The 26632-nt window shown below is 65.2% G+C and carries 19 protein-coding genes; 7 read left to right on the top strand and 12 right to left on the bottom strand.

Annotation, left to right across the window (positions count from 1 at the left end; all coding sequences use genetic code 11):
- Window positions 1-4: 4 nt before the first annotated feature.
- Together AC07WJ_RS06550 and AC07WJ_RS06545 are read right to left on the bottom strand one after the other, a co-directional pair.
- Window positions 5-1339: an HlyD family type I secretion periplasmic adaptor subunit gene (locus tag AC07WJ_RS06550; protein WP_494933700.1), complete on the bottom strand. Its 1335-nt coding sequence runs from the start codon at window positions 1337-1339 to the stop codon at window positions 5-7.
- A gap of 16 nt (window positions 1340-1355) precedes the next feature.
- Window positions 1356-3104, bottom strand: a complete 1749-nt coding sequence (locus AC07WJ_RS06545; RefSeq protein ID WP_494933699.1) for a type I secretion system permease/ATPase — start codon at window positions 3102-3104, stop codon at window positions 1356-1358.
- 778 nt (window positions 3105-3882) lie between these two features.
- Here AC07WJ_RS06545 and AC07WJ_RS06540 point away from each other — a divergent pair.
- The 5 genes from AC07WJ_RS06540 (at window position 3883) to AC07WJ_RS06520 (ending at window position 9953) form a co-directional block, all read left to right on the top strand.
- Window positions 3883-4743 carry a polysaccharide pyruvyl transferase family protein gene (locus AC07WJ_RS06540; RefSeq protein ID WP_494933698.1) on the top strand — a complete coding sequence of 287 codons (861 nt, stop codon included), beginning with the start codon at window positions 3883-3885 and terminating at the stop codon, window positions 4741-4743.
- A 12-nt stretch (window positions 4744-4755) separates the two neighbouring features.
- Window positions 4756-5622 carry a beta-1,6-N-acetylglucosaminyltransferase gene (locus AC07WJ_RS06535; protein ID WP_494933697.1) on the top strand — a complete coding sequence of 289 codons (867 nt, stop codon included), beginning with the start codon at window positions 4756-4758 and terminating at the stop codon, window positions 5620-5622.
- Window positions 5616-6692 (top strand): hypothetical protein, encoded by a 1077-nt coding sequence (locus AC07WJ_RS06530; RefSeq protein WP_494933696.1) that lies wholly within the window; start codon window positions 5616-5618, stop codon window positions 6690-6692. The genes AC07WJ_RS06535 and AC07WJ_RS06530 overlap by 7 nt, the downstream gene beginning before the upstream one ends.
- A 75-nt stretch (window positions 6693-6767) precedes the next feature.
- Window positions 6768-7412, top strand: a complete 645-nt coding sequence (locus tag AC07WJ_RS06525) for a class I SAM-dependent methyltransferase (protein WP_494933695.1) — start codon at window positions 6768-6770, stop codon at window positions 7410-7412.
- Window positions 7413-7430: 18 nt separating this feature from the next.
- Window positions 7431-9953, top strand: coding sequence for a glycosyltransferase family 2 protein (locus AC07WJ_RS06520; protein ID WP_494933694.1), 2523 nt, complete (start codon window positions 7431-7433; stop codon window positions 9951-9953).
- Here the strand turns inward: AC07WJ_RS06520 and AC07WJ_RS06515 are convergent.
- From AC07WJ_RS06515 to AC07WJ_RS06480, 8 genes are all read right to left on the bottom strand, one after another.
- On the bottom strand, window positions 9882-11180 hold the full coding sequence (locus AC07WJ_RS06515) for a glycosyltransferase (RefSeq protein ID WP_494933693.1): 1299 nt from the start codon (window positions 11178-11180) through the stop codon (window positions 9882-9884). The genes AC07WJ_RS06520 and AC07WJ_RS06515 overlap by 72 nt on opposite strands.
- Window positions 11177-12025, bottom strand: coding sequence for a SapC family protein (locus AC07WJ_RS06510; RefSeq protein WP_494933692.1), 849 nt, complete (start codon window positions 12023-12025; stop codon window positions 11177-11179). Before AC07WJ_RS06510 ends, AC07WJ_RS06515 begins: the two co-directional genes overlap by 4 nt.
- Window positions 12022-12792, bottom strand: coding sequence for a SapC family protein (locus AC07WJ_RS06505; RefSeq protein WP_494933691.1), 771 nt, complete (start codon window positions 12790-12792; stop codon window positions 12022-12024). Before AC07WJ_RS06505 ends, AC07WJ_RS06510 begins: the two co-directional genes overlap by 4 nt.
- Window positions 12793-12903: 111 nt before the next feature.
- Window positions 12904-14028 carry a calcium-binding protein gene (locus AC07WJ_RS06500; protein ID WP_494933690.1) on the bottom strand — a complete coding sequence of 375 codons (1125 nt, stop codon included), beginning with the start codon at window positions 14026-14028 and terminating at the stop codon, window positions 12904-12906.
- Between the two features lie 43 nt (window positions 14029-14071).
- Entirely contained in the window at window positions 14072-14872 is an 801-nt protein-coding gene (locus AC07WJ_RS06495; protein WP_494933689.1) for a hypothetical protein, read from the bottom strand.
- Between the two features lie 354 nt (window positions 14873-15226).
- On the bottom strand, window positions 15227-16540 hold the full coding sequence (locus tag AC07WJ_RS06490) for a Hint domain-containing protein (RefSeq protein WP_494933688.1): 1314 nt from the start codon (window positions 16538-16540) through the stop codon (window positions 15227-15229).
- Window positions 16541-17216: 676 nt separating this feature from the next.
- Window positions 17217-19883, bottom strand: coding sequence for a glycosyltransferase (locus tag AC07WJ_RS06485; protein WP_494933687.1), 2667 nt, complete (start codon window positions 19881-19883; stop codon window positions 17217-17219).
- A gap of 41 nt (window positions 19884-19924) precedes the next feature.
- On the bottom strand, window positions 19925-21403 hold the full coding sequence (locus AC07WJ_RS06480; RefSeq protein ID WP_494933686.1) for a DUF6212 domain-containing protein: 1479 nt from the start codon (window positions 21401-21403) through the stop codon (window positions 19925-19927).
- A 672-nt stretch (window positions 21404-22075) separates the two neighbouring features.
- Here AC07WJ_RS06480 and AC07WJ_RS06475 point away from each other — a divergent pair.
- Window positions 22076-22570 carry a Ros/MucR family transcriptional regulator gene (locus tag AC07WJ_RS06475; protein ID WP_494933849.1) on the top strand — a complete coding sequence of 165 codons (495 nt, stop codon included), beginning with the start codon at window positions 22076-22078 and terminating at the stop codon, window positions 22568-22570.
- Window positions 22571-22723: 153 nt separating this feature from the next.
- Here AC07WJ_RS06475 and AC07WJ_RS06470 read toward each other — a convergent pair whose 3' ends face one another.
- Window positions 22724-23467, bottom strand: coding sequence for an SDR family oxidoreductase (locus tag AC07WJ_RS06470; protein WP_494933685.1), 744 nt, complete (start codon window positions 23465-23467; stop codon window positions 22724-22726).
- Between the two features lie 46 nt (window positions 23468-23513).
- On the bottom strand, window positions 23514-24449 hold the full coding sequence (locus tag AC07WJ_RS06465) for an SMP-30/gluconolactonase/LRE family protein (protein ID WP_494933684.1): 936 nt from the start codon (window positions 24447-24449) through the stop codon (window positions 23514-23516).
- 300 nt (window positions 24450-24749) lie between these two features.
- Here AC07WJ_RS06465 and AC07WJ_RS06460 point away from each other — a divergent pair, with 300 nt between their 5' ends.
- The gene (locus AC07WJ_RS06460; RefSeq protein WP_494933848.1) at window positions 24750-26630 is read left to right on the top strand and encodes an ABC transporter ATP-binding protein; all 1881 of its coding nucleotides are present in this window, start codon (window positions 24750-24752) and stop codon (window positions 26628-26630) included.
- The last annotated feature ends 2 nt before the right edge of the window (window positions 26631-26632 follow it).

Here is a 26632-nt window from a genome sequence, read left to right as displayed (position 1 = left end):
GTCGTCATCGTTCGCGCATGCCCGATGACCACCGTTCCAGGATCGGGCGGAGCAGATAGTTCATCACCGTCCGCTCGCCGGTGGGAATGACCACGTCGGCGACCATGCCGGCGCTGAGACGCCGCGCGACCGCGGCCGGAATGGTCGACTTGTCGACCACCACCTCCGCCGCGAAATAGGGATCCTTCAGCCCGTCATCCATGATCCGGTCCCGTGACAAGGCCCTGATCTCACCCCGCACGACCTGGGTCCCGACATAGTGGAAGGCCGGGAACTTCACCTCGGCGGACATGCCTTCGCTCACCCGGTCGGCATCGTTGGGCAGCACCTTGGCCCTGACGACGAGGACGTCGTTGGCCGGAACGACGTCGAGGATCGGCTCGCCCGGCCGAACCACGCCGCCGGCCGTGAAGATCCGGAGCTGCTGCACGGTGCCGTCGATCGGCGCGCGTATGTCGGTGCGCCTCTGGCTGTCGGCGCTCAACAGGATCTGCTGGCGCGTGTCGTTGAGCTGCTTGCGGACATCGGCGAGCTGGCCCGAGGTCTCCTCGCGGTGCTCCTGCAGGACCTGCTGCCGGCGCAGTTCCGCTTCCGACAGCCGCTCCCTGAGCTTGGCCGCCTGGATCGTGCCCGTGCTGATCGTGCCGGCCAGCCGCAACCGCTCGCGCTCGACCGGCGCGATACGGGTCGTCGGCACCAGCTGCCGCCGGAACAAGGGGCGCAGTTGCGCGAGTTCGGCGTCGACCTGCTCGAGCGTGGCCCGCGCCGTCTCGGTCTCGGAGGTGATCTGCTCGATCTCGCGCCGGGCCTGCTCGATCTGCGCTTCGGCGATCTGGACATTGCCCGAGAGCGCGCGCCTGCGGCTCTCGAACAGGCGCTTCTGGTCCTCGATCACCGGGCGCACCGCGGCGTCGTTCTGCCGGGCCAGGACGTCGGCTGGAAACTCGAAACTGCTCTGGCCCTCGAATTCGGCCAGGAGGCGCGCCTCCTGCGCGCCGAAAATGGCGAGCTGATTGCCGAACAGGTCGCTCTGGGCGGTGACGCGCGTCGGGTCGAGCTTCAACAGGACCTGGCCGGCCTTCACCCGATCGCCGTCGCGAACCAGGATGTCCTGGACGATGCCGCCTTCCAGATGCTGAACCGTCCGCCGATAGGATTCGCTCGCCACGACGCCATTGGCGATCGCCGCGCCATCCAGCCGCGCCAGGCTCGCCCACACCGCGAAGGTGCCGAAGGCGCCGATGACGATGGCATAGCCGATGCGGACCGATCGTCGCCAATCGGTCGACGGACCGGCATGCGCGTCGGGATGAGACTGTCCGAGTTCGATGATCGACATGGACTTTTCCCGTGACCTAGGCGGCAGTCGAGCCGGCCTGGCCGGCACTGCCCTGTTGGACGATCTGGCGGGCCGGCTGCCCCATCGAGAGACGGCTCACGACCGCGTCGCGCGGACCGAAGGCGTGAACCGTTCCGCTGTTCATCACCAGGACATGGTCGCAATAAGCCAGCATGTTCAGCCGGTGCGTCACGAGAATGACGATGGCGCCACGATCGCGCAGGACCTCCAGCGTCTCCGCCAGTCCCTTCTCGCCGATGGCGTCGAGATTGGAATTCGGCTCGTCGAGAACGATGAGCTGGGGGTCGCCATAGACGGCGCGCGCCAGCGCCACCCTTTGCCGCTGGCCGCCGGACAGCGTGTGGCCGTTCGGCCCGATCTTGGTGTTGAGGCCATCGGGCAGTTTCGACACGATGTCCTGGATGCCCGCGAGCTTGACCGCTTCGATGATCTTGCGGTCGGTATCGCCGCCGAGCGTGTCGAAACGGGCAATGTTCTCGCCGAGCGTTCCGGGCAGCAGCACGACATCCTGCGGAACATAGCCGATGTGGCGGCCGAGATGGTCCTGGTCCCAATGGGTCAGGTCGTGCCCGTCGAGCGTGATCGTGCCCTTCCGGACGCTCCAGGCGCCGACCAGCACCTTGGCCAAGGACGATTTGCCAGCGCCGCTCGACCCGACCACCGCGGTGATCGAACCGGGACTGGCGCTGAACGACACGTCGCTCAGGACGATATTGTCCCGGTCGGACGGGGTCGCGACGATGCGCGACACCTGCAGGGGACCGTTCGGCGCCGGCAAGGCCACCTTGGCCCGTGGCGGGCCGGCTTCGCGCAGCAGCCGGTCGATCCGGTCGATCGACATGTGGGCGCTCCAGAAGCTGCGCCAGTTGTTGGCGATCGCGTCGACCGGCTGGATCGCCCGGCCGACCACCATGACGGCGGCGAACACGACGCCCGGACCCACCTCTTCGAGCAGAAACAGGACCACGCCGATGCACAGCATGATCGGCGTGTAGAGATGCCGGAGATATTTGAGCATGGACGCCGGCAGCGCGGCCCGGCTGGTCGCCGCCTGCTGCCAGCCGAGCGCGCTGCGCACCTGATCGCGCCAGCGCCCGGAGAGCGAGGGCATCATACCCATGACGCGCGATGCCTCCGAAGAGGCCATCACCGAACGGGCGAATTCGTTGGCCCTGGTCGAGACGGTCAGCGACCGCTTGATCTCATGACGCGCGGCGCGCTGGGTCCACAGCGACAGGCCGACGACGATGATGCTGAGGCCGAGCAAAGCCGCGCCCATGAGGGGATGGAACAGCACGACGGCGAGCACGATCAGGGGCACGAAGCACAGGTCCATGAACTGGACCGGCAGCGCGCCACCGACAAAATCCCTGATGATGTTGAGGTCCTGGATGACGATCGCCCGCGAATCCGCGCTGAGCGCCTTGGTCTGCCGGTTCACCGCGTCGAACACCCGCGTGCTGATGCTTTCGTCCAGCGCGTTGGCGATCTCGCCGAGCACGCGCGCGCGAATATGTTCGAGCCCGGTCCAGATCACCGTCAGGCCGGCGACGATCAGGCTCAGGAACATCAGAGTCGACATGTTTCGGCTCTGCATCACCCGCTCGAACACCTGGTACATGTAGAGCGAGGGCAACAGGAAAAGCAGCGTAATGATCGCGCTGAAAAGCAGGAGCGCATAAAGCGCCGGTCGAAATTTTGGCAGCTCCTGCCGAAGGAAGTGATCATCGGAGAAAAGACTCAAGCGACCTGATCCTTAAACTCGCGAATGAAGGGCAACATCGTTGAAGCGCTCGCTTTCACGGCCCGCCGGGCCGTGCAAAAAGAGCGACGACGCGCCCTGCTCTGTCCGAACACCATCGGTTTCCGACAGGACTTCTGCCGCAAGAATGAGGCCAAGATTGGGGCCGCACTCCTAAAGAGTTCGTCTGAAAATGCTGGCGAATTTGAAACGCAGGCAAAACCCGGCCGCCGAAAACGGCGGCGGGCCGCCTGCGGCATGGTGTTCGAACGGCCGGCCTCGCCACCCGAAAAAAGATCGCTCCGAGGCGGACGATTCCGCGGCCGCGACCGCCGCCACGACGCTCGGCCGCGTGGCAGAGGCCGGGCATGGGGGGTTCGCTGCCGCAACGCGCGGCAGGCGCCCCCAAAAGAGCCAGATATGATCTCACGCCCCGATTGGAGCGGTGAACGATGTCGCGATGATGACCGGTCGCGACCCGGCCGGCCCGGCGCGCCGGTCGAGCCTGGCCGCCAAGGGCCGGCGACAGGACTGTGACGCACCGCCTCGCCCTGGGCGGATGGACAATCTTTGCTGCGGTGCCATAAGCTCGCCACCGGCATGTCGGGCTTCGGCCCAGGTCGGGTTTAACAAATCCGACACGCCCCGATGAGACAACCGGCAGGGGCGAACAGGAGCAAAAACCCGATGGCGTTTTTGGGCCGGTCTCGTGGACCGGTCGCCCGAACCCTGGCGCAACTCGAACCCCCGCCTTCTGGCGAATTCCGAGGGAACAGAGCTGATGGATCGATTGAATTCCCGCTGGCTCAGGCGGTATGAGGCCATCGAAATATTACGAGAATTCCGCAACAGCGAAGTCCTCTATCTTCCGAATTCTGGAAATGCCGGAGACTCGCTGATATCCACCGCGACCATGCAGTGCTTTCGTCGCCTCAATATTTCGTATCAGGCAATAACTCTGGATGCCAACGTCGACGGCCGGACCGTCATTCTGGGCGGCGGCGGAAATTTCATCCCGCTATACGCAACGATCAAGAACGCCCTTCAACGCTTCGCCGGGCGCGCCAAACGGATCGTCCTGCTCCCGCACACCATTCGCGGCAACGAGGACATCCTCGCCACGCTGCCCGCGGATACCCTGCTCATCTGCCGCGAAATTCCGAGCTACGACCATGTCGTCACGGTCAATCCCAAATGCGAGGTCGCGCTCGCTCACGACATGGCGTTCCACCTCGATCCCGAGGAATTGCTCGCCAATGACCCGGATGCCGAGGAATTCCAGAACGTCTTCGTAACCAAGCTCGCAGAAGCCGGCACCAGTCCGGCCGCCTTGTCGAAAAAGCCGGAGATGCGGTTCTTCCGGCTGGACGGCGAATCGACCGGCAAGCACGGCGCCGGCGATGTCGACATTTCCTCGCTGTTCGAGTTCGGCGTCTGGCCGCGCAATTCGGAGCGCTCGTCCTGGTGCTTCCTCGAAGCGATCCGAACCTCGCAGGCCGTGGTCACCGATCGGCTCCACGTGGCGATCGGTTCCGCCATGCTGAACAAGCCCTGCAGGCTCTATGACAACTCCTACGGCAAGAACAAGGAAGTCTACCGCCACAGCCTGCGCCGATGGAGTTCGGTCGCTTTTGTCGAGTGATTGGTGAGGCTGATGTCCGTCCATTGCATCATGATTCTGGCGCATCGTTTCCCCGGGCTTTTCAAGCGCCTGGGGGAGCGTCTCGCGGGAGATTTCACCGTCGTCGCGCATCTGGATGCCTCCGCGGACAGGCAGGACTTCGATGGCACGCCCGGCGTCCTCCTGCTGCCCCATTCGCACCGCATCCGCTGGGGCTCCTACAACATGATCGCGGCCGCCCTCGACATGCTCAGACATGGGCTGGCCATGGAGAAAGCGGAGACCTTCACGCTGATATCCGGCGATACCTATCCGCTCTGCTCACCGCGCAAGCTTGCCGAAATTCTCGATCAGCGGGTCGACTGCATCGATTCCGATCTCGTCGCCCCGGCATCGGAAACGATGCAGCGCATCAGCAATGCCTATCTTCCGGATAGCCGGCTCGGCGAGATCCGGCCGGGCACCCATTTCCTGCATCGCCATCTGGATGAGGAAGACATCAGCGCCATGGTCGTCGAGGCCGAGCGCTCACGCCTGGCGAGGCCCCAATTCCTCGAAGACTACCGCTACGCCAAGGGCGCGCAGTGGTGGTCGCTGACCCGCGCCACCGCCGAAAAGATCGTCGCGCTCGTCGAGGCGGATCCCCGCTTCGTCGAAGCCTTCCGATTCTCCGCCATTCCCGACGAGGCTTTTTTTCAGACGGCCATCGTAAAGCTCGGATTGCACGAGACGATCAAACCCAGCCTGGTTTTTGCCAAGTGGGACACGGTTCCGGCCCCCCACACCTTCGAGCGGGTCGAGGACATCGCCTTTCTCGTCGGCCAGAAGCGACCGCTCGCCCGCAAGTTCAGCGCGGCATCGGACGCTTTGATCGAAAGGATCGAGGAGGAACTTTGGTAGCCAGAACGCTTCTCGTTTTCGCGGTCGTCCTGTCCTTTTTCGCGACGACGCGGCCCGGCGCGGCTGAACAGCAGGTCATTGTCGGGGTCAACCGCGTGAACCTCAACGGATTGCCTCTTGCCGAACGCGAGCGGATCATCCGGCAGATGGTCGGCAACGGTGTCCGGGTCGCCCGCCTGAATATCGTCCGGCCGAGCGCGGACGGCATCGAGACGCTGCGGATCGCCCGTGAGAACGGCCTCTCGGTCGTGCTGAACATCGGCATTCTCGCACCCGACTATATGCGCGGCGACGCCACGGCCCGTCCCGCCGCCCGCAGGTTCACCGCGCGGCCCCGGCTGTCCGAACTGGACATCGAAAAATTCGAGGCCCGCTTCTCCTGGCTCTGGCGCGAAATCGAGAAGAGCCAGGTGTCGCTCCTGGCCGTCGAGTTCAGCAATGAGCTGAACTGGGCGGATTTCAACGGCGATCTCGGCGTCGGCGAGCGCGGCACCGTCTATGACGGCACGTCGATTGCGCGCATGCCCGGCCTGCCGGAATTCGAGCGTGGGCTCGACAATTATATCGCCGTCCTGCGCGTCGCCCGGAAGCTGCGCGACGCGAGCAGCGTCTTTCCGCGTGTCCCGATCCTTTCGGCGGGCCTCGCGGATATCCCCGCCGCCTGGGCCGACCGCTCGGGTGGCGACGCGGTCGAGGCCTCGGTCTTCCTGTCGGCGCTCCGGCAGCGCGGCCTCTTCGCGCTGATCGACGGCATCGGCCTCCATCTCTACCCCGAAGGCGCCCGGTGGCAGGCCCATGTCCGGCAGCAGATGCAGCTCTGCGGCGAGGCAGGCCCGGCCCATGCGCCGTGCTGGATCACCGAATGGGGCGTCCCCAACACCGACCGCGCCTGCCCGGCCGACGACCGGGCGCGCGCCGAGCGGGTTCGCGCCATCGAGGCGGAGTTCCTGGCCTATTCCGGTTCTGGGCGGGTCAAGGCGCTGATCTATTACGACTGGGACAGCGACCGACGGTTCAGCATCTGGCGCTGCGATCAGCTGACCCCTTCGGGCCGGATCGTGCTGGATTAGACGGGCATGCGGACCGAAAACCCGACAGCCGGATCGCGCCTGCCGGATCGCCCAGGACAAGGATCGAGACATGCGGTGGACGAGCCATTGGACGGTGTGACCGAGACGACCCGATGCGTTCTGCATGTCGGCTGCGGTGCCCCCGGCATCGACCGCCTGCATCCGGTGTTCCGGACCCCCGGCCGCTGGCAGGAGGTACGGCTCGACGTCGATGCCGGCGTGAAGCCCGATATCGTCTGTTCGACCACCGACATGCGGCAGGCCGTTCAGGACGGGAGCTTCGATGCCCTGTGGTCGTCCCACAATATCGAGCATCTCCATGACCACGAGGTCGGCCTCGCCCTCGCCGAATTCCGGCGCGTGCTCAGGCGAACCGGCTTCGCCCTGATCCGCTGCCCGGATCTCGCGGCCATCATCGAGGCGATCCGCACGGATGGCCTGGAATCGGTGGCCTATGTCGCGCCGGCCGGGCCGGTGACGCCTCTCGACATGCTCTACGGCTTCCGCCCGTCGATCGCGCGCGGCAATGGCTATATGGCGCACAAGACCGGCTTTACCGATCTCAGGCTCGGTCGCCTGCTGGTCGAGGCCGGGTTCGCCGAAGTGCGGACCAAACGGGCCATGTTCGACCTGTGGGCGGTCGCCGTCGTCGATGCCGCCGCGACCGAGACCGTCCTGGCGCAACTATCGGCCAGCGGCATCACTTTCGACGAGACATGAGCGGGCCGGAGGCGCGGCGTGCCCGATAGACGGTTTCCCGCCTTTTCGGAGATTGCCGGACAGGCAGCCCTGCAGCCGGCCGAACTGCTGGTGCGCGCGCGCGACGCCTTCAGGCGGGCGGATTATCCGACCGCCTGGCTGCTCAGCGACAGGCTGACGCGCGCGACCGGCGGAGCCGACCCCTTGCCGCTTGTGCTGCGGGCCTCCGCGCTGGCGCGGCTCGGGCGCAGCGAGGCCGGCCAACAGGATCTCGAACGCGCCGTTTTCATCGACCCTTTCGACCGCCTCGCCAACGAAGCCATCATCGCATCCGGCGCGCCCGCGCAAGGTGAGAAGGCGCTGCGCCGGCTGATCGATTCGAGCAGCCCAGCCCTGCCGCCGGCCGTGCTCACGGGGCTTGCGCGGCTGGGATACGCCGCCCTTATCCGGTGCGAAGCCGATGACGGCGGTTTCTCGTTGTCAGGTTATGCCGAAAGCCCGCTATCGGTGAGCCTGACCTGCCGCGATGAACAGCGGCAATGGACCATCGCGCTGGACATCGACCAGCCGGCCGGCGAGGCCGGCGTGCCCTATGCGGCGACGACGCATATCGCCTGGCGCGACGGACAGGTGGCCGTGGCGCTGACATCCGCCGGCGACCGGGTCCTGGTTCATCCCGCGACCATCCACAGGCCCGGCGTGGCAAGCGCGGGGACCGCGCCGCCCGGCAGGAGTGTCCGGTCTTCCCCGTCCGGGCTTCTCGTGATCGTCCCGGTCTATGACGATCTCGACGCCACCCGCGCCTGTTTCGATTCGCTGCTCGCCAACGTGCCCGGCCACGACCGGGTCCGGATCGTCGCGGTGGATGACGCGACCCCCGATCCGGCAATTGCCGCCCTGCTCGACCAGCTCGCCCGATCGGGCCGCATCGCGCTGATCCGCAACGCCATCAACCTGGGCTTCGCGGCGAGCGTCAACCGGGCGCTGCGGACCCGGCTCGCCTGCGAAGATGTCCTTCTGCTCAATGCCGACACGATCGTGCCGCCCCAGGCCATCGGCAGGCTCCATGACATTGTCCAAGCCGACACCCGGATCGGAACCGTCACGCCGCTGTCCAACAATGGCGAGGACGTGAGCGTCCCCTGCCGGTTCCGCTCGAGCCCGCTCGGATCGGAGCAAGACGTCGCACGCCTGAACGACCTTGCCTGGCGCGCCAACCGGAATGCCACGGTCGTGATACCGAACGGCGTCGGTTTCTGCATGCTGATCAGCGCCAGCCTGCTTGCCCGCCAGCCCGAACTGCCGAGCGAGTACGGCCGGGGCTATTTCGAGGATGTCGCCTATTGCCTTGCGGCACGCGGTCTCGGCTTCGACAATGTCTGCGCCGCCGGCATCTATGTTGGCCATAGCGGCTCGCGGTCATTCCTGGATGACAAGCGCCCGCTGGTGCGGCGCAATCTCGAGCGGCTGAACCGGGCTTTCCCCGATTACCGGGCCGAGGCCGACCGGTTCTTCCAGGCCGATCCGCTGGCGCGTTTCGCCGCGCGCCTCGAACGGGCCTGGCTCGCCGAATGCCCGCCGTTCCTGCTCGTCCTGCTGCCGGAGGCCCCGGACCGTGAGCTTGTGCCTCTCATCACGGCCGGGCTCGGCCTGGATGAGGCCGACCTTGTCCTGGCGCATGGCGCGCCCGCGCCGGAGGGGGGCGTGCTCGCGGTACGAGGCGCCGGGCAGCACATGCCGCAGAACCTCGTTCTGGCGCTCGGCGACGGCCATGCCGGCGAGAACGATGCCGCGGCGATGACCGATCTCCTTGAACGGGCGGCGGCTTTCCTGATCGTCGATCCGCACCGAATGGCCGAGGGCATCTTGAGCCTGATCGAAGCCACCGGCGTGAAACCCGCCGCCCTGTTCCTCAGCCATGCCGATGGCGCCGCCTTGCCTTCGGGCTGGGCGGATCGCTTCGGCCAGTGCTACGTGCCGACCGGCCGGCTGGAAGCCCATGTCCGGCGGGCCGGCCTCGACGTCTCGCGCCTGGCATCCTCGCCGAATGCCACCTCGCTGGCGCGCCGCCCGGTGCGTGCCGATGTGCTCTATCTGTTGCCAGCTCGGGCTGGCGAGCCGCCGAACGAGCTCTGCGGCGCGATCGGCCGCCGGCTTGCCACGGCAGGAGGCGGAACGCCCTTTGCCACGGTGGTGCTGGCCGAACCGGACATGCAACAGGCGGCCGAGGCGCTCGCCTGGGCCGGCCAACTCGCGCCGGCCGAACTGCCGGACTGGTTCGACTTGGCCGGCTATGGTCCATGCTTCTTCGCGTCCAGGCGATTTGGCGTTTCCGACGCGCGGATCGACCTCTGGGCACAGGCTGGGATACCCGTCGCCTTCTTCGATCCGGATGTCGAACGGGCCCGTGGCGATCGGCAGCGCCTGGTGCTGCCGGTCGGCCTGGACGAGGCCCGGGTCGCCGCCGCCCTGGTCCAATGGATGGCGTGGCTAGCCGGCCCTGCCGGCGCGCCGGGCGTCGACCTGCGGCAGCAGGCCGATCGTGTCGAGAACGGCGTTTGAAAGAACATATTCCTGGAGCAGCCGGACGTGGGCCGGCCAGATGACGCTCTCGAAATCATAATTCCGCAGCACCGTCTCGGCCGCCGCGGCGCGCAAGGGGGCATAGCGTGCCGGATTGGCCAGCGCCTCGACCACGGTCGCGGCGATCTCCTCGACCCCGAAAAACGGCACCAGAAGGCCGTTGACCCCGTCCTGGATGATCTCGGTCACCGGCGGCGTGTCCGATCCGACGATCAGGCAACCGAGCGCCATGGCCTCCAGCATCGACCAGGACAGCACGAAGGGATAGGTCAGATAGACATGCGCCGAGGAGACTTTCAGCAGCCGGAGATATTTCTCATAGGGCAGTTGCCCCAGGAAATGGACACGGCGCAGATCGATCTCCTCGCCGACCTCCGCCATCATCGCCTGCCGCCAGTTGGCATGCGCCTCCGGTCTGATCCCGTAGGACACATTGTCCTGGCCGACGATATAGACCCTGGCATTCGGCCGCTCGCGCAGGATCGCCGGCAGGGCGCGCATGAAGATGTGGAATCCGCGATAGGGCTCGAGATTGCGCGCCACGAAAGTGACGATCTCGTCGCCCGGCCGGACCGCCTCGCCGTTGATCTGGCTGATCCCGGCGTCGGCCAGCGCGGTCAGACGCGCGATATCGAGCCCGTCATGGACGACGTGGATCTTCCGGTGGAACTCCTCCGGAAACACCGTGCGCTGCCAATGCGTCGGCGCGATCGACAGGTCGGCATCGACCAGCGCGAGCAGCGTCGCGGCATTTCGGAGCGAAATGCGCACCTCGCCGTCGACGCCGAAGGACGGAAACTCCTTGTCGAAACCGACATCCGCGCCGAACGGCCAATAATAGAATTCCGAATAGGAGCAGATCGTCGCGGCCGGGAACAGCGAGCGCAGCGGCAGCGCCTCGCCCCAGCCCGGATGCACATAGATGAGCTTCGGATAGAAACCCGACAATTTGAGCGCGTTGGCGGCATAGATGATCTGCTCGCTGCGCCGCGCCTCCATCTCGAAACGGCGGGCGAAGGCATGAACGGAGCTCAGCTCGCGGCCGGAAAAATTGTATTTCTGCAGCTCGATGCCGGCCATGCCGGGAGCGGTCGCCATGCCGATCGCCTTGACGCGGATGTTCGGATAGGACGCGAATTTCTGCGCGAGATTGCGGAACTGCGCGGGGAAATTGTTGTGAACGAACAGAATGTCGATGTCGTTCATGGCGAACCCGCGTGGCTGCGAAGAAAATCGTCGAACGAGAACAGCGGGCTGTCGTCGAGCCCGAACAGCTGATCGAGCGGCTCGACCACGCCATGCTCGTAGGCCTTCTGCCTGGCGGCGCCGGCCGTCGCCGAAAACGGGCCGTCGACCCGCTTCAACGCGTCCCTGGCCAGCCAGCGCCGGGAAAAGCTGATGGCGGTGGCCAGCTCCAGCGGACAACAGCTGTCGGCGGTCAGGCCCATCAGGCGGCCCGGCGGCAAGGCCTGCATGGCATCGGGGTCTATCGTGTGAAGCTGACCGAACCGGCCGCCGGCCACATCGGCAAGCGGCACCAGCAGATCGGCCGCCAGCAGAACCTTGGCGGCATTGCGCAATTTCGCATGGCTCCTGGCGATCCGATCCAGCATCGACACGATCGCCGCATAGGATTGCGTGGGCTTGCCCTTTTGCCCGAAAATCGCCTGGCGCGGCTTGGGATCCGCGGTGGCCTCCGCCAGCTCCGGACAGATCTCGACAGCTTCGGCCACCATCGCCGCGCCGTTCCTGAACGGCAGGCTGCGCAGGGCCAGCGGCGCATAAGGCGGCCGCCACCGGAAATCCTCGGAAACAAGCCGATGGCCGACCAGCCGGGCATGGAGAATGACGACGGGCCGCGGACCATGGTCGTGCATCTCGATCGCCAGGGGGCAGAAATGCGACAGCGCCATGAACTCGGTATCGGCGACCGGCAGCGCGCCGATCCGGTCCAGCCACGGAAAACCGTCGAGCCGCGACCAGCCCGCAAGCCCGGCATCCTTGACCGGAACGAACAGCAATTCGCCTGGGCCGCGGCTGGCGGCGGTCATGGCAGGCTGACCGTGACGGCCGGTTCGGCCGCAGCGTCGCGCGCCTTCTGGACGTCGCGGCGCGCAGCCGTCAGCAGAGCGCTCATGCGAAACAGCGACAGCCTGTGCCCGGCCACCAGCAAGGCGGCATCGACGCCGGTTTCGACCATCAGCGCGTGCAGCAGCGGATCATCGAGCTTCCTGGCGGCGATGATGAGCAGCTTGTCGAAAGTGGCGCGCTGGTTGTGGCCGAGATCCAGGTCGACCGCCCAGGGCTCGAGCATGCCGCGGTCGAACAGGGCGCGGGTGAACGCGGTGGTCGCCGGCAGCGCGCTCGCCACGCCAATGGCGACCTTGGCCCGCGTCAGCGCCGCGCGGGTGAACTTGCCCTCGGCCGTCAGCAGCGGCGCGCCGATATCGGTCGGGTTGTCCGGGATCGTGCGATCGGCCAGCACCTGGCGCTTTTCCAGGCTTTCGCTGCTCGGCACCACCAGGGGATAGGCCCCGAGGACCCGCGGCAGGCACTCCTCGCGAAAGCTCGCATCCCCCGGGTAGCCCTGGCCGCCGGCGAGCAGGCTCCTGAACACGACGAGCATCGGCTCGCCATCGTCGTCCAGGGCCCAGCAGATCGGGAACCAGCGCGCGAGGTCCTGGGCCTCCGCCATGACGATCGGTGCGAACTGCGCCTCCCGGACGACCTTGTAGGCATGGTGTGCGAAGATCCGGTGGTGCCCCCACGCAGCGTCAATCGGCGTCGGCGTTTCGTAAAGACTGTGCAGAAACGACATCGATCGGATGTTACCAAAGCCAGGATTTGCCCGGCGCGCCAAAAATGAAAGAGAGGTCCGGATGGACCCCTCTCCCAGTTTTGCAATGCGCGACGACGGTGACCGTCAGGGTCAGGTCGTCGACTTGAAGACGATATGCTCGACGTCGAAGATCTTGAGCGTATCGCCGTTGTTGAACGTGATCTCGGTGGATGAACCCGACACGACCAACCCGCCTTCGGCGATATCGCTTTCCAGATGGTCGATATAGAGCGTGTCGTTGCCGGAGCCGCCATAGACGGTGTCGTGACCGAGCACGCCGCCTTCAGTCATACTGTAGAAATTGTCGTTGCCCGAACCGCCGAGCACCGAATCATTGCCGCTGAAGAAGGTCAGCACATCATTGCCGGAACCGCCGTCGATGACGTTGTCGCCGCCGCCGCCGTTGATGGTGTCGTCACCCGCGCCACCAAAGATGGTGTCGTTGCCCGAGCCGCCGACCACGGAATCGTCGCCGCTGCCGGCATCGATGCTGTTGTCGCCGCCGCCACCATCGATGGTATCGTTGCCCGAGCCACCGAGGATGGTATCGTTGCCCGAACCGCCGAGCACCGAGTCGTCGCCGCTGCCGGCATCGATGCGGTTATCGCCCGAGCCTCCATCGATGATGTCGTTGCCCGCGCCGCCGTCGACGGTGTCGTCACCGGCACCGCCGAACAGGGTGTCGTTGCCGCTGCCGCCGATGATGGAATCGTCGCCGTCGCCGGACGAGATCCAATCATTGCCGGCACCGCCGTCGATGGTGTCGTTGCCCGTGCCGGAAATGACCGTATCGGCCCCGGCTCCGGCATGGACGACGTTTTCACCGTCACCGGCGACGATGTAGTCCCGGCTTGCACCATCGCTGGTGATCACGTCGCTACCGGCACCTGTCGCCACGACCGTGTTGCCCGACGCCTTGATATTGACGTCGATGCTTTCGGTGGTCTCGAAGATGACGTATTTGTTGTCACCGGTAATTTTCACCGGATCAGTCGGATCTCCTTCGTAAAGAAGGAATTCTTCGTTATCCGACTGCGAGGGATCTCCGATAAACAGGCTTTCTCCCCGACCAAGTTCACCGGCTGTACTATCGGCGGAAAAAACGCCGGCGTCTTCAAGTCCTTTGAGGATGGCGTTGACATCCGATTCGGAAAAGGTCCCTGTTGAATCAAGCTTTTCATTCAACTGGGGTTGGGTGTAGTCGTAAGTTGCCATCACGGCACTCCCTTCTAGACCAAGCGGTTACGCTCACCTGACCCTAATTGCCTCGCAGACGTGAGGCCTTGAATACACGAACACGTCCGGCGGAGCCGGACGCAATACTCCTTGATGAAACGTCTCCCTGGTTTGCACCCTCTATCGCCGGCCTGAGCGGAATGGCCGCCATCGGCTGGAGCGAGGGCACTTGCACGTCCGGCCGACCCATCGCCCGCAATGCGAGGCGAAGACCGACCAGCGGTTCGTTTCCGGTCGGGCCCGAAAGCTCGATCGAATTGCCGAGCCTCGACACCACCGGCGCGGAAAGAAACAATGCGTCCACGGAGAGCTGAAACGCCGGGGCGGCACGGCCGATCAGCGAAAACGTCAGGGTCGTCAAGGGGGCCGCGCGGCCACGCGTACCAACGAAAATCCCCGATGACGTCACCGGGAAATGGACCGGCAGCTTGCCCCTGGCCGAACCCGAAACCATGATGTCCAGGTCGGCCGCCAGGCGGCCGAGCCGGATCTCGATGCCCTCGATCGACATCGGGACCTGTGGCCCGCAGATCCACTCGCCGGTGCCGGCGACAATGTCGCCGCGCCGGGAGACATGAGCCAGCACCTGCAGGTCCGCCATGACCTCTGGCGAAACGACAAAGGGCGGCGCCGACGGCCGGCGGCCATCGGGCTGAAGGGTCGTCGCGGTCATTCGCTCGACATGGATCTCGGCATCCAGGCTGCCGCCCCGATGGCTCGGGACGACCTCGAGCGATATCGTCGTGTCGCGCTGCGCGCGGACGACCGTCGCCGTCCCGGGCTGGGGCAGCGTCTGTTCCGCCCGTTCGGTCAGATCGATCAATTCTGCGCCGGACCCACGCGGCACGGTCAGGACGATGGCCGGCGCGGCCCGACCGCCTTTCGACGCGGCGTAACGGACAATGACGATACCCCGCGGAATGCGCAGGTCACGTCGCTCTCCCCCGGCATGTTGGCTAGAACGCGAGACAAGCACCGAATGCCCCCATCACTGTTGCGCATTTTGACGTCGAGTCGCCAAATCTGCATCTATAGCGAACATGACTCGCCAATATATCATTGGCAATTATTATTTACGTCCGTTTACTTTTCCTCGTCCTGTTCGTGAACGAAGATATTTTTTTAATTTCTATATTGAAGTGAAATGAGGATCTATTTGTATTTACATGTAAGATATTCAGGCGGCCGACGCAAGGTCGGCACCAAGACGCTCGCGAATGCGCTGCAATTTCGGTCCGCGATCGACAAGCTCGAACCGGCGCAGACGTGCGCCGGAACGCTCGGCCTCACCGTAGAGCGCGGCATAGTCGGCATGGTTGGCGAACATCCGCCGGTTACCCTGCTCCACATAGCTCTCGGTGGCGGCACCGTTGGTCACGATCACCTGCGGCTCGTCGAATTCCAGATGGAAATATTCGACCAGGTCGAGATCCCTGACCTGGCGAATGCTATCGCCATTGGCCAGCAGCCCGGCGGGCACGAGCACGCCGTCGATGAGCACGGCATGCTCAGGCGAAACCATCAGGTCACGCCGCGGGCCGTGGCGCCCCAGGGCACCGGCGCGGATCAGCACGGGCGCGATCTTGTCGTTGGCATTGAGGAAGCTGCGTGAATAGGCCCGCGTGCCGATCCACTTGACCCTGGCGGAGCCGCCATCGGCGGTCACGACGTCGTCACCGATCGCGATCGCCTCGATCGCGACCTCGCCGCGGGGCGTCTGCACCAGAGTGCCCTTGACCAGGCAGGCGACCTCGATCCGGCTCGCCACCTGCTGCACCGTCGCCCCCTTCACGAGGATCGACCCGGAACCGGTGGTGATCACGACATCATCGCCGTCCTGCGCGATCGCATAGGAGGTGAGGCCCGTCAGCTCGATGCGATCATTGTTCTGGAAGTCGAGGATCGTATCGGCGCCGGAGTCCCCGTCGAAGACGAACCGATCGGCTCCGGCTCCCCCTTCGAGAACGTCGTCGCCAGCGCCGCCGTTGAGAATATCCGCGCCCGCGCCACCCGACAGGAAATCGTCGCCGGCTCCGCCGGACAGCGTGTCGCGCCCGGCGCCGCCAAAGAGCTGATCGTCACCGTCGCCGCCGGAGAGCGTATCGTTGCCCGCGCCACCGCGGATCTGGTCGTCGCCCGCGCCGCCGGAGAGAACATCATTGCCCGCCCCGCCATAGAGCTGATCGTCGCCATCGTCTCCGGAAAGCGTGTCGTCGCCCGCGCCGCCATAGAGCTGGTCGTCGCCGTCGCCGCCGGAAAGCATGTCGTTGCCGGCACCCCCACGCAAAATATCGTCGCCGGCATCGCCGTTCAGCGTATCGGCTCCCGCACGCCCCACGATGACATCGTCACCGTCGCCACCGCTGATCACGTCGATCCCGGGCGTGCCCGTCAGACTATCATCACCGCTTGTCCCAGTCGCCATCAGCCCGGACTCCCTTATGTGCGATGCAAAAAAGGTGGTGAGCGCACCGATCCCGGTACCTGACAAAAGGCTAACAAACCGATCCAGTACTGTAAAGTCTGTAAATCAGATCAATTGTGACCACACCGCGACAACTTTATCTAAATATGGATCAATCGCTGTACTGACGATATAAAAGGCAATTTGCACCAAAAATAGCCACACTCTATCTTCGTCTTGTTTTCTATTTCTTTTATTGAAATGTGTCAATTCTGCTACAACCTAAGCTTGCGCGCAATTTTATGATTATATCTCTATTCTACAGAATATCATTTCTGTATCAAAATACATTAGATTTCTCATACTTATAGGAAATACTTGCAAATATACCGAAAATAAAATTATACTCGGACATAGACATGACAATTGCGAAGTCTTTAACGTGTTAATTCTTATAATACATTAGCGGCTGTGGTATTATTATGCTGCGACGCAACCTGACAATCTGATAACGGGTACGACCGCCCCCTGCGTAAGGCATCGTATGTTCCTCACACCGGCAGTCCTACTGCTCAACTCGTCTTTACGAATTCCAATGATATTTGCCGGCTCATCATTATTCCGCGCGGCGATCGCCCGCTCGTCCCGGTCGGGCGGAGCAGCCCCTCGCGCGGCGGCACAGAGGGGGCTTCCCGCGGCCAATACGCGGACCTCCGCGAGAGCCCGGAGCAGCCGCCCCGGCGCCCGCCTCGCGCGCCATTGGCTACCGGTCCGCCGCGGGGAACCAGACCTTCATCCGCTCCAGGAACGGACCGCAGCTCTTCGCCCATTCCGCCCGTGATGCCCGGTCGATGGCCCGTTCGGCGATCGGCAGCAGCCGCGCGGGATCGCCGGCGAGGCCGGCGACGCATTTGAGGAAATCCTCGACAACGGTCTCGTCCGCGCCGTCGGCAATGACGAAACCGTCGACGCCGTCGTCGATCAGCTCGGCGACGGCACCGACACCGGTCGCCACCGGAACGCAACCGAAGCGCTGCGCCTCGATGATGGCCAGCGGCGCCCCTTCCCATCGTGACGTCATGATCAGGATGTCGGCATCCCGGTAGACGTCGCAGAGTTTCTGGGGATCGTAGATCGGGTCCTCGACGGCAATTCCCAGGGCCGCGAAGGCCGCCTTCCAGCGCTGGCGGCCATTGGCGTTGATGAGCTCCGATCCGATCAGGCGCCAGCTCATGTCGAGGCCGTGATCCTGACCGGCCTTGGCCAGCTCCAGCAGGCGCTCGACACCCTTTTGCGCATCGAGCCGCCCGGCAAACAGCGCCTTGACCGGCCGCTTCACCTTGGGCGCCCGCCGCCTGGCGAGCTCCGCCTCTGCTTTGTAGTCGGGCGGGGTATAGGCGCCCGCATTGGGAATGTGGATGATCTTCTCGTCCGGAACCCCCATCCCGTGAAACCAGTCCTTCAGGGTCTGCGAACAGGTCAGGATCAGGTCATGGGCATGCTCGAAGCCGAGCGTGAGATAGGGGTGGCCGACGGAACGGCCGAAATAGGTCTGGTCGATGACGTGGACATGGGCGACCGTCTTGACCCCGCGCCGGCGGAGCGTGCCCAGCACCGCATTGAGCGGCGCGACCTGGCAGTTGATCAGGATGTCGAGGGACCCCAGGAAGCCGAGCACCTTCTTGGCGCGGGCAGCATCGTCCCACTCCATCCGGAGCTCATGGCCCATGAAGGAACGCGATCCGCCCCACAGGCTGTAGCCCGGCTCGTTGAAGAAATTGATACTCTTGAAGACGCCCGCCTGGCCCTTGTAGGTCTTCACGCTCGGCTTGCCGAAACAATAGAGGTGCACGTCGCAGCCCCAGTCCTTCAGGACCTTGGCCACGGCGAAGGCGACGCGTTCGACGCCGCCATAGGCGGCGATCGGCAGGGCGATGCCAACCTGCGGCCGCTCGGCCGCGCGGATCATCGGCAGCAGGCTCTCGGCGCCGAGATGTTTTTCGATCAGTGCCGGCCGCTCCTTCATGGCCGGATAATAGGCTTCGCGCCAACTCCAGCGCTGATGATCATCCAGTGACAGCCCGAGATCGTCGGCGGCCTCGATGGTCGCCAGGATCGCCATCGGCAAAGGCAGGTGATATTTCTGCAGGAACGCTTCGGCGACCGGGACCCGCACGGTCATTTCGATGACCTTGGGCGACGGATGGCGTTCGGACAGGGAGCCGACCCAGTCGCGCGACGGATCGGTGATACACTGCTTCAGAAGCTGCTGCGAGCAGGCCCAGCCGTGGACGCGCCGCGGCATGTCATGGGCCTCGCCCACCTCCTTGAATTCGATCGAGATCTCGTCGGCCGAAGAGATGAAGCGCAGGCAGATGAAATTGGTCTGCGGCACCAGTTTCTCGATATTGTGAAACAGCGTCCAGACGACACTCGTGCGCTTCAGCGCGTCGAGCAGCTCCCTGCGCAGCCAGACGATCGTTTCCGGCGTGCCGAAGCTGTCGGCCTCGAAAAGTCCGCGGTACAGGGAAGCGATGACCTGGTCATGGGATGTGACCGGGTGATCGGCCGCGGGATCGGTGAAGGCGGCAGCCTGGTCGGTGGGCGGCGAGATGCACAGGAAGCGCGGCGCCTCCTTGTGTTCGAACGTCATCAGCGCACTGGTCGAAAACAGCCGCGGATGCTTCTTGAACATATATTGCTTGATGCCCGCGATGTCGCGCGCCGTGTCGCTGACCATGCTCTCGCCGCGCAGCCGGTACTCGAAGCCGAAATGCGGATTGTTGAGGCCGGTGAAGCCATGGTCGAGGCATTGGAGCCAGAACTCCCAATCCTCGCAGCCCTGTTTCATCGCCTCGTCGTAGCGGATGCCGGCATCGAACACCGCGCGCGAAACCAGGCTGCCGGCCTCGCAGATATTGTCGAACAGGCAGTGCACGAGCTTCGAATAGGGCCCGGTGTAATTGCCGTTCCATTCGGCGCCGAACTTGTCGACATTGGGATAGATCCAGCCGACGCCCTTGTCCGGATCGAGCTGAGCCAGGCACGAGGCCAGCGTCGTCGGGCTGACCCGGTTGTCGGCGTCCAGGAAATAGATCGCCTTGAGCGAGGGGAAATGGGCCATCGCGTAGTCGATGCCGTGATTGCGTGCCGAACTCAGGCCGCCATTGACCTTGCGCAGGTAGACGACGTCGTCATAGGCCAGCGCCAGGCTCGATCCCATGACCGCCGTTTCGACGAAGGGGCAGCCGTCGTCGACGATGATCGTCACGACGGAAAAATCGGCCTCCTGCGCCTGGATCGACTGCACGGCCTCGGCCAGGAAAACGGAATGTTTGAAGACGGGGATGACGACCGCGACCGCCGGCCCGCTGCCGGGGCCCTCCGGCCGGGGATCGATTATGCCGTCAATGGTCGAATCCGGGCTCATCAAGCTGTCCAAGGGTGACGCCTCTCGTTCCGTCCTGAAGATCACGCGATCTCGACGCGCAGCCTGACAAACTTCGCCCAGGCGAAGTCGGGGGACACCTGGTCGGGCATGCGCGTCGCCAGGAGCAACGACGCACCTTCGGGACCGACAGGCGGGTCAAGCCGCAAGGTGATGGTCTGCTGGCGGCCGGGGCCGACAAAGGTCCAGTCCGATATGTGCAGGGATGATGACGCGAACTGGTCCGCCCCCATCATCTGGATATCGACGCGATCGACCGGTACGGCACCGACGACACCCAGCCTGAAGCCCACGGTCTGGGCATCCGGGTGGTCGACGACGATATCGGCGATGACCTGGTCGGCTCCGGGCGGAATGCAATGTTCGCAAAAGGCGATCGTCGGTTCGTCCCGGCGCGGATGCACCAGGACGGCGCTTTCGGCCTCGATCAGCCGCACCAGGTCGAAATTGGTGTCCTCGCCGCCCTTCGGCAGGATGAGCCGGGGCGATTGCAGCCGCGCCAAGGGAATGCCCAGGCGGTTCAGGCGCGGCGGCGCCGACCTGGTCGCGCCCGCCACGTCGTCGGTCAGGAAGGTCAGATCGTCATGCTTCAGCTCGATACCGGGCAAGGCGATGAAGACGCGCAGCGCCAGCGGACGGGCGGCCATCGGCTCGCCCGAATGGGCCGACAACTGGTAGAGCGGCAGCGGATTGACCGGGCCGAGCGAGAGTTTCACGCGGCCGGGATCGCCATCGCACCAGATCATCAGATGCGCGCTCTTCGGCAGGCCGCCGAAGGTTCGCTGCAGGCCGAGGGTCATCCAGCCGCGCTGCAGGAAAGCGACCGGTATCCGCCAGGAGGCGATCGATCTGTTCAATTCGGGAATGAAGATCTCGGCGACGAAGTGCCCCGAAGCGCCCGCGTCCGCCTCGGCCACGTGGACGGCGACCGCGCCCAATGTCTTGGTCGAGACCGGCAGGTACTGGCGCAGTTTCGCGCGCGTCCGCGTCGGCTTGAACTCGCCGAGCGCGATGGGCTGGCGCGGCTCGCAGACGAACGCCTCTTCGAGCATGGGCACGACGCGCTCGGCCAGGTAGCGTTCGAGCCCGGTGAAGCTCTCCTGCAGGCTGTCGTGATGCCGGCGCAGTTCCAGGAGATCCCGGGTCTGCTGGCCGATCAGCTTCGACTGCAGCGCGATGAACGGCTCGAGGCAGTGGGAGACCCCCAGCATCATCGATTCCCAGGACGGCGTGTCCTCCAGGATGACGATGTCGGGAACGATCGCGGCCTTCGAATCGATCAGCCGCTCCTGAACGCGCTCGAGTGTCGCCGCATCCGCCTCGGACCAGCCGACGAGCGCGACGCAGGGGGTGTTCAGCACCGATTTGAAGGCGAACGGCTGTCTCCTGGAATCGACAAACGCGTTGTCGGCCGAGACGAAGATCGGGTCGAAGAGGCTTTCTGCCGGGTTCGTGACGATCTGATCGATCCGGGCCGTCGTGATCACCGCCAATCGCAACATGCTACTCCATCATCCATGCGTAAACCGGCCCCCGCGGAGGCCCAAAACGATGCTGCGAGATCCAGCATTTCCTGTGCCAAGCTCGCTCCCGCCAACATCTTTCAAGACTTGGCTATCGCCGAACGGCGGCCATGGGCGAGGCCGGCCCGGATGCCGGCGGCACCGCTCTCGGGGTATCGATCGTGATTCCCTCGATCCATTTTTCGCTCCAAACCATAACGCCCGATGAAACGCGTCAGCACGATTGTCCGGGCTTTCGCGCTGGGTTCGCACAAACCCGGATTCGCGCCGACCGCAGCAATGCTCGATCAGCAATCGAGCAATTCTTGGATCCTGCCAGGGTCATTGGTCGCGACTGTGACAATGCCTCCCTGATGTTCCATGTAACGCCGCCGCCGCCCGGAAATGAGGCGAGCATCACGGGCATGCCGCTATCCGCACGCCGCCTTTGCCGATTCGCCAATGGTCCGGGCGGCTCCGCCCGCCGGCGCGAGAGCCCGAAGCCGGAGGCCCAGCGCGCCGGCGTCGCCCCCAGCGGGGTCCCGAAACGCCGCTCCGGTCGACACAATATTGCGAGCATCAACAATTATTCACGTAAATCGCATTCAGACATTTGCCGTCGAAGCAATACCGGCATAGAAGCGCGGAATGAATTCAACACAGGAACTAGTGATGAGCGACCAGACACAGATGAGCGCGGACGAGAGCATCGAGCTGACGGCGGATATCGTCTCGGCCTATGTGAGCAACAACAAGATCGCCGTCGACGCCCTCGCCGGTCTGATCGGCAGCGTCGACGCGGCCTTGCGGGCACTCGCGATGCCGGCCCAGGCACCCGCGCCGGCGGCATTGGTGCCGGCGGTGTCGGTCAAGAAGTCGGTGACCCCCGACTTCATCATTTGCTTGGAGGACGGCAAGAAGTTCAAGTCGCTGAAGCGCCACCTGCGCACGGCCTATGGCTTGAGCCCCGACCAGTACCGGGCGAAGTGGGGTCTGCCGTCGGACTATCCGATGGTCGCGCCGAACTACGCCGCCGCGCGCTCGGCGCTCGCCAAATCCTCGGGCCTCGGTCAGCAGCGCCGCAAGGCGGTCAGCGCGCCGGTGAAGGCGCCGAAGGCGGCAGCGCCCGCCAAGGCCGCGGCCAAGGGCCGGAAGGCCAAGGCCTGACCAACTATCCCGGGCAGCGAGCGGCGGTTCGCGCCGCCGCTGGCCGCTCTGGAATCGGCGACTTGTCCGGGACCGTGCCGGCGATCGCCTGCGCGGCACCGGCCGGCTGCGCCCGCCGCGCGGGTCAAGTATGACGGCCGCCGCGAAGCCCGGTCAGATCGGCGCGACGCCAACGGTCATGCCACCGCAGACATAGAGCACCTGGCCGGTGACGAAGGACGCTTCGTCCGACAGGAAGAAATCGGCGGCATGGGCGATGTCTTCGGGCTGCCCGAGCCGGCGCACCGGCACCCCCTCGATGATCGCCCGCGTGCGCGGACTGTTGTGCGGATTGGCGGTGCGGAACAGCTCCGTCTCGATCGGTCCGGGCCCGATGGCATTGACCGTGATGCCGAACGGCGCGAGTTCCAGCGCCCAGGTACGGGTCAGGCCGATCACGCCCGCCTTCGTCGCCGAATAGGCGGTGCGCAACTCCTTGCCGAGCGCCGCGCGGCTGCTGATGCTGACGATGCGGCCGCGGCCCGCTGCCTTCATGGCGGGGAGGACGGCCTGGGCGCACAGGATATTGCTGCGCAGGTTGATCGCCACCACCCGTTCGAAATCGTCCAGCGTGGTCTCCTCGAGCGCGGCCGGCGCCGCGATGCCGGCATTGTTGACCAGCCAGAGGATGTCGTGCCGGCCGACGATCTCGGCGAGGGCCGCGCCGGTCGCCCCGGCATCGGTCAGATCCACCTCGACCCAGCGCGCCGGTGACGGCGACGCGGCCGGCACCCGGTCGAGATTGATCACCGGAATGCCGCGCTGTGCCAGCCGCGCGACGATCGCCGCGCCGATGCCCTGGCTGCCGCCGGTGACCAGCGCCGCCGGCCCGGTCGTTTCAGTGCCTTGGTTTGCCATGGTCCATGCCTTCCTGGTCGCGTCTGCTTCGGCCCCGATGCGACGATCAGGGCTGGTTGGGAGAGTTCAACGGCAATCCCGGCGTCCGCCACGGCAACGCAACGAGACGTCCGGACGAGGACAGGGTGACGAAGGCGGTCCTGAGATCGGGACCGCCGAAGCAGATATTGGTGGTCCAGCGATCCGGCATCGCCACATGCTCGATCTGCGCGCCGTCGGGCGAGATGATCGTGATGCCGCCCTCGACCAGGGTGGCGACACAGATATGGCCGGCGGCGTCGACGGCGAGCGAATCGAACATCCTGTAGCCACCGAGACCCGCCACCAGGCGGCCGCCATGGGGCGACGGGAACGGCTGCTTGGCGATCTCGCCGGGTCCGGTGATGTCGAAGGCCCAGAGCCGGGCGGTCTGGGTCTCCGCGACGTAAAGCGTCCGGCCGTCGGGCGACAGGCCGATGCCGTTCGGCGTCAGGATCGGAAACACGATCTCGCGGATCGCGCTGCCGTCGGCGCGCGCGTAATAGACCGCGCCGCGATCCTGTTCGCGCGCCCTCACCTTGCCGAGATCGGTGAAATAGAAGCCGCCATGATTGTCGAAGACGATGTCGTTCGGCCCCTTCAGGGGGCCCTTGTCGGTGCCGGTATAGAGCACCTCGACGGCGCCGCTCGTCAGGTCCACCCGCTCGATGCGGCCGCCGCTATAGTCGTCGGCCTGGGCGATCGGCCGGTAACCGCCGGGATCGCCGGCTTGCGTCCATTTGAAGCCGCCATTGTTGCAGACATAACAGAAGCCGTCGGGGCCGATCGCCAGGCCATTGGGCCCGCCGCCAGGTGCCGCGACATAGGAGATCGCGCCGTCGGCGGCGACGCGGGTCAGCGTGCCCCGGCCGATCTCGACCAGCAGCACCGAGCCGTCGGCCATGGCAACCGGTCCCTCCGGAAACAGCAGTCCCGAAGCGAGCTCACGAAGCGTGTCTGGCATGGCGTTCTCCCATCACAGCGGTCACGAGGGGATGAAACAGCAAAGCCGGGCATTGCGCATCAGGAACTGGCGGACGGCTGGCCTGCGGTGTCGTGGCTCCGGTTTCCAGCAGGCCGGCACGCTGCCGGTCCGGGTGCGTGGTGCATGCACCGGGGTCCGCGCAGCTACCTTTTAATGATTATAATTCCATATATTTTTCAATAGCTTGAAGGAAAAATCATCGCCCCCTAAGATCGCGCGAACAGCGGCGGCAGAACCCATCCGATTTCCGAACCCGTGACATTGAACAGGTCCGTCTTGATTGCACTCGATCATCCCGCCGCCAAACCCGCCCCCCATCCTTCCGGCGCGGGCGCCGAGCCGGTCCTGGCGGTCACCGGCCTGACCACCGCGTTCCTGCGCGAGGGGCAATGGCGGCCGGTGGTGCGCGACGTCTCCTTCGCCGTCGCGCCGAAGGAGACGGTTGCCATTGTCGGCGAGTCCGGGTCAGGCAAGAGCGTCACCGCGCTCTCGATCATGCGGCTGGTGCCGGCCCAGAACGGCCGGATCCAGGGCAGCATCAAGCTCAACGGCCGCGAGCTTCTGACCTTGCCCGACAAGGACATGCGCAAGGTCCGCGGTAACGAGATCGCCATGATCTTCCAGGAGCCGATGACCAGCCTCAATCCGGTGCTGACGGTCGGTTTCCAGATCGCCGAGGCCTTGATCTATCATCGCGACATGTCGCGCTCCGCGGCCGAGGCGGAAGCGGTCCGGCTGCTCGAGAAGGTGCGCATTCCCGCCGCAGCCTCGCGTTTCCACGAATATCCGCACAAGCTGTCCGGCGGCATGCGCCAGCGCGTCATGATCGCCATGGCGCTGGCCTGCCGGCCGAAACTGCTGATCGCCGACGAGCCGACCACCGCGCTCGACGTGACCATCCAGGCGCAGATCCTGCAATTGCTGAAATTGCTGCAGGAGGAAGAGGGCATGTCGGTCCTCTTCATCACCCATGACATGGGCGTGGTCGCCGAGATCGCCGACCGGACCGTGGTCATGTATGGCGGCCAGGCGGTGGAAGCCGGCGAGACGCCGCGGATCTTCGCAAGCCCCGCCCATCCCTATACCCGCGCTTTGCTCTCTGCCGTTCCCCGCCTCGGCTCGATGACGGGCCGGCCGAGACCGATGCGCTTCCCGATCGTCGACAAGGTGACCGGCACGTCGGATGTGCCGGTGGAGACGCCGGACACGGTCGCATCGGCCGAGCGGCCGGTGCTCGAAGTCGCCAACCTCACCACCCGCTTCGACATCCGCTCGGGCTTTTTCGGCGGGGTCTCCGGCCGCGTCCACGCGGTGGAGAACCTGTCCTTCAGCCTGCATGCCGGCGAGACGCTGGCTTTGGTCGGCGAAAGCGGCTGCGGCAAGTCGACCACCGGCCGCTCCATCCTGCGGCTGATCCAGCCGAACAGCGGATCGGTGCTGGTCGACGGCGAAGATGTGCTGGCCATGGACGGCCAGACGCTGCGGGCCATGCGCCGGCGCATGCAGATCATCTTCCAGGATCCCTTCGCCAGCCTCAACCCGCGCATGTCGGTCGGCGCGGCCATTGCCGAGCCGCTGCATTCCCACGGCCTGGCCTCCAGGCAGCAGGCGCGCGAGCGGGTCGCCGATCTGCTGGTCCGGGTTGGCCTGACCGCTGACATGGCCGAACGCTATCCGCACGAATTTTCCGGCGGCCAGCGCCAGCGCATCTGCATCGCCCGGGCGCTTGCGCTCGAGCCGAAGCTGATCGTCGCCGACGAGGCGGTCTCCGCGCTCGACGTTTCGGTCAAGGCCCAAGTGGTCAACCTGATGCTCGACCTGCAGGCCAGCATGGGCCTCGCCTATCTCTTCATCTCCCACGACATCGCGGTGGTCGAACGGATGAGCCACCGCGTCGCCGTGATGTATCTCGGCGAGATCGTCGAGATCGGCCCGCGCGCGGCGGTCTTCGGCAACCCGCAACACCCCTATACCAAGAAGCTCATGGCCGCCGTGCCGATCCCCGACCCGACCCGCCGGACGGACAAGCGTGGCGTGTCCAATGACGAGATCCGCAGCCCGGTCCGGGCGCCCGACTACGTGCTGCCGCCGCGGCAATACCGCGAGGCCTCGCCCGGCCATGTCGTGCAGGTCTGGGGCGAGGAATGGGAGAAGTCCTGAGG

This window comes from Phreatobacter sp. GW821-FHT04C01, assembly GCF_059420385.1.
This window is presented reverse-complemented; position numbering and strand designations above follow the sequence as displayed.

Excerpts from the sequence above, each read along its gene's own strand:
- AC07WJ_RS06550 (WP_494933700.1), bottom strand. The coding sequence starts at position 1,339 with ATGTCGATCATCGAACTCGGACAGTCTCATCCCGACGCGCATGCCGGT.
- AC07WJ_RS06540 (WP_494933698.1), top strand. The coding sequence starts at position 3,883 with ATGGATCGATTGAATTCCCGCTGGCTCAGGCGGTATGAGGCCATCGAA.
- AC07WJ_RS06535 (WP_494933697.1), top strand. The coding sequence starts at position 4,756 with ATGTCCGTCCATTGCATCATGATTCTGGCGCATCGTTTCCCCGGGCTT.
- AC07WJ_RS06515 (WP_494933693.1), bottom strand. The coding sequence starts at position 11,180 with ATGAACGACATCGACATTCTGTTCGTTCACAACAATTTCCCCGCGCAG.
- AC07WJ_RS06510 (WP_494933692.1), bottom strand. The coding sequence starts at position 12,025 with ATGACCGCCGCCAGCCGCGGCCCAGGCGAATTGCTGTTCGTTCCGGTC.
- AC07WJ_RS06505 (WP_494933691.1), bottom strand. The coding sequence starts at position 12,792 with ATGTCGTTTCTGCACAGTCTTTACGAAACGCCGACGCCGATTGACGCT.
- AC07WJ_RS06500 (WP_494933690.1), bottom strand. The coding sequence starts at position 14,028 with ATGGCAACTTACGACTACACCCAACCCCAGTTGAATGAAAAGCTTGAT.
- AC07WJ_RS06485 (WP_494933687.1), bottom strand. The coding sequence starts at position 19,883 with ATGAGCCCGGATTCGACCATTGACGGCATAATCGATCCCCGGCCGGAG.
- AC07WJ_RS06480 (WP_494933686.1), bottom strand. The coding sequence starts at position 21,403 with ATGTTGCGATTGGCGGTGATCACGACGGCCCGGATCGATCAGATCGTC.
- AC07WJ_RS06475 (WP_494933849.1), top strand. The coding sequence starts at position 22,076 with ATGAGCGACCAGACACAGATGAGCGCGGACGAGAGCATCGAGCTGACG.
- AC07WJ_RS06470 (WP_494933685.1), bottom strand. The coding sequence starts at position 23,467 with ATGGCAAACCAAGGCACTGAAACGACCGGGCCGGCGGCGCTGGTCACC.
- AC07WJ_RS06465 (WP_494933684.1), bottom strand. The coding sequence starts at position 24,449 with ATGCCAGACACGCTTCGTGAGCTCGCTTCGGGACTGCTGTTTCCGGAG.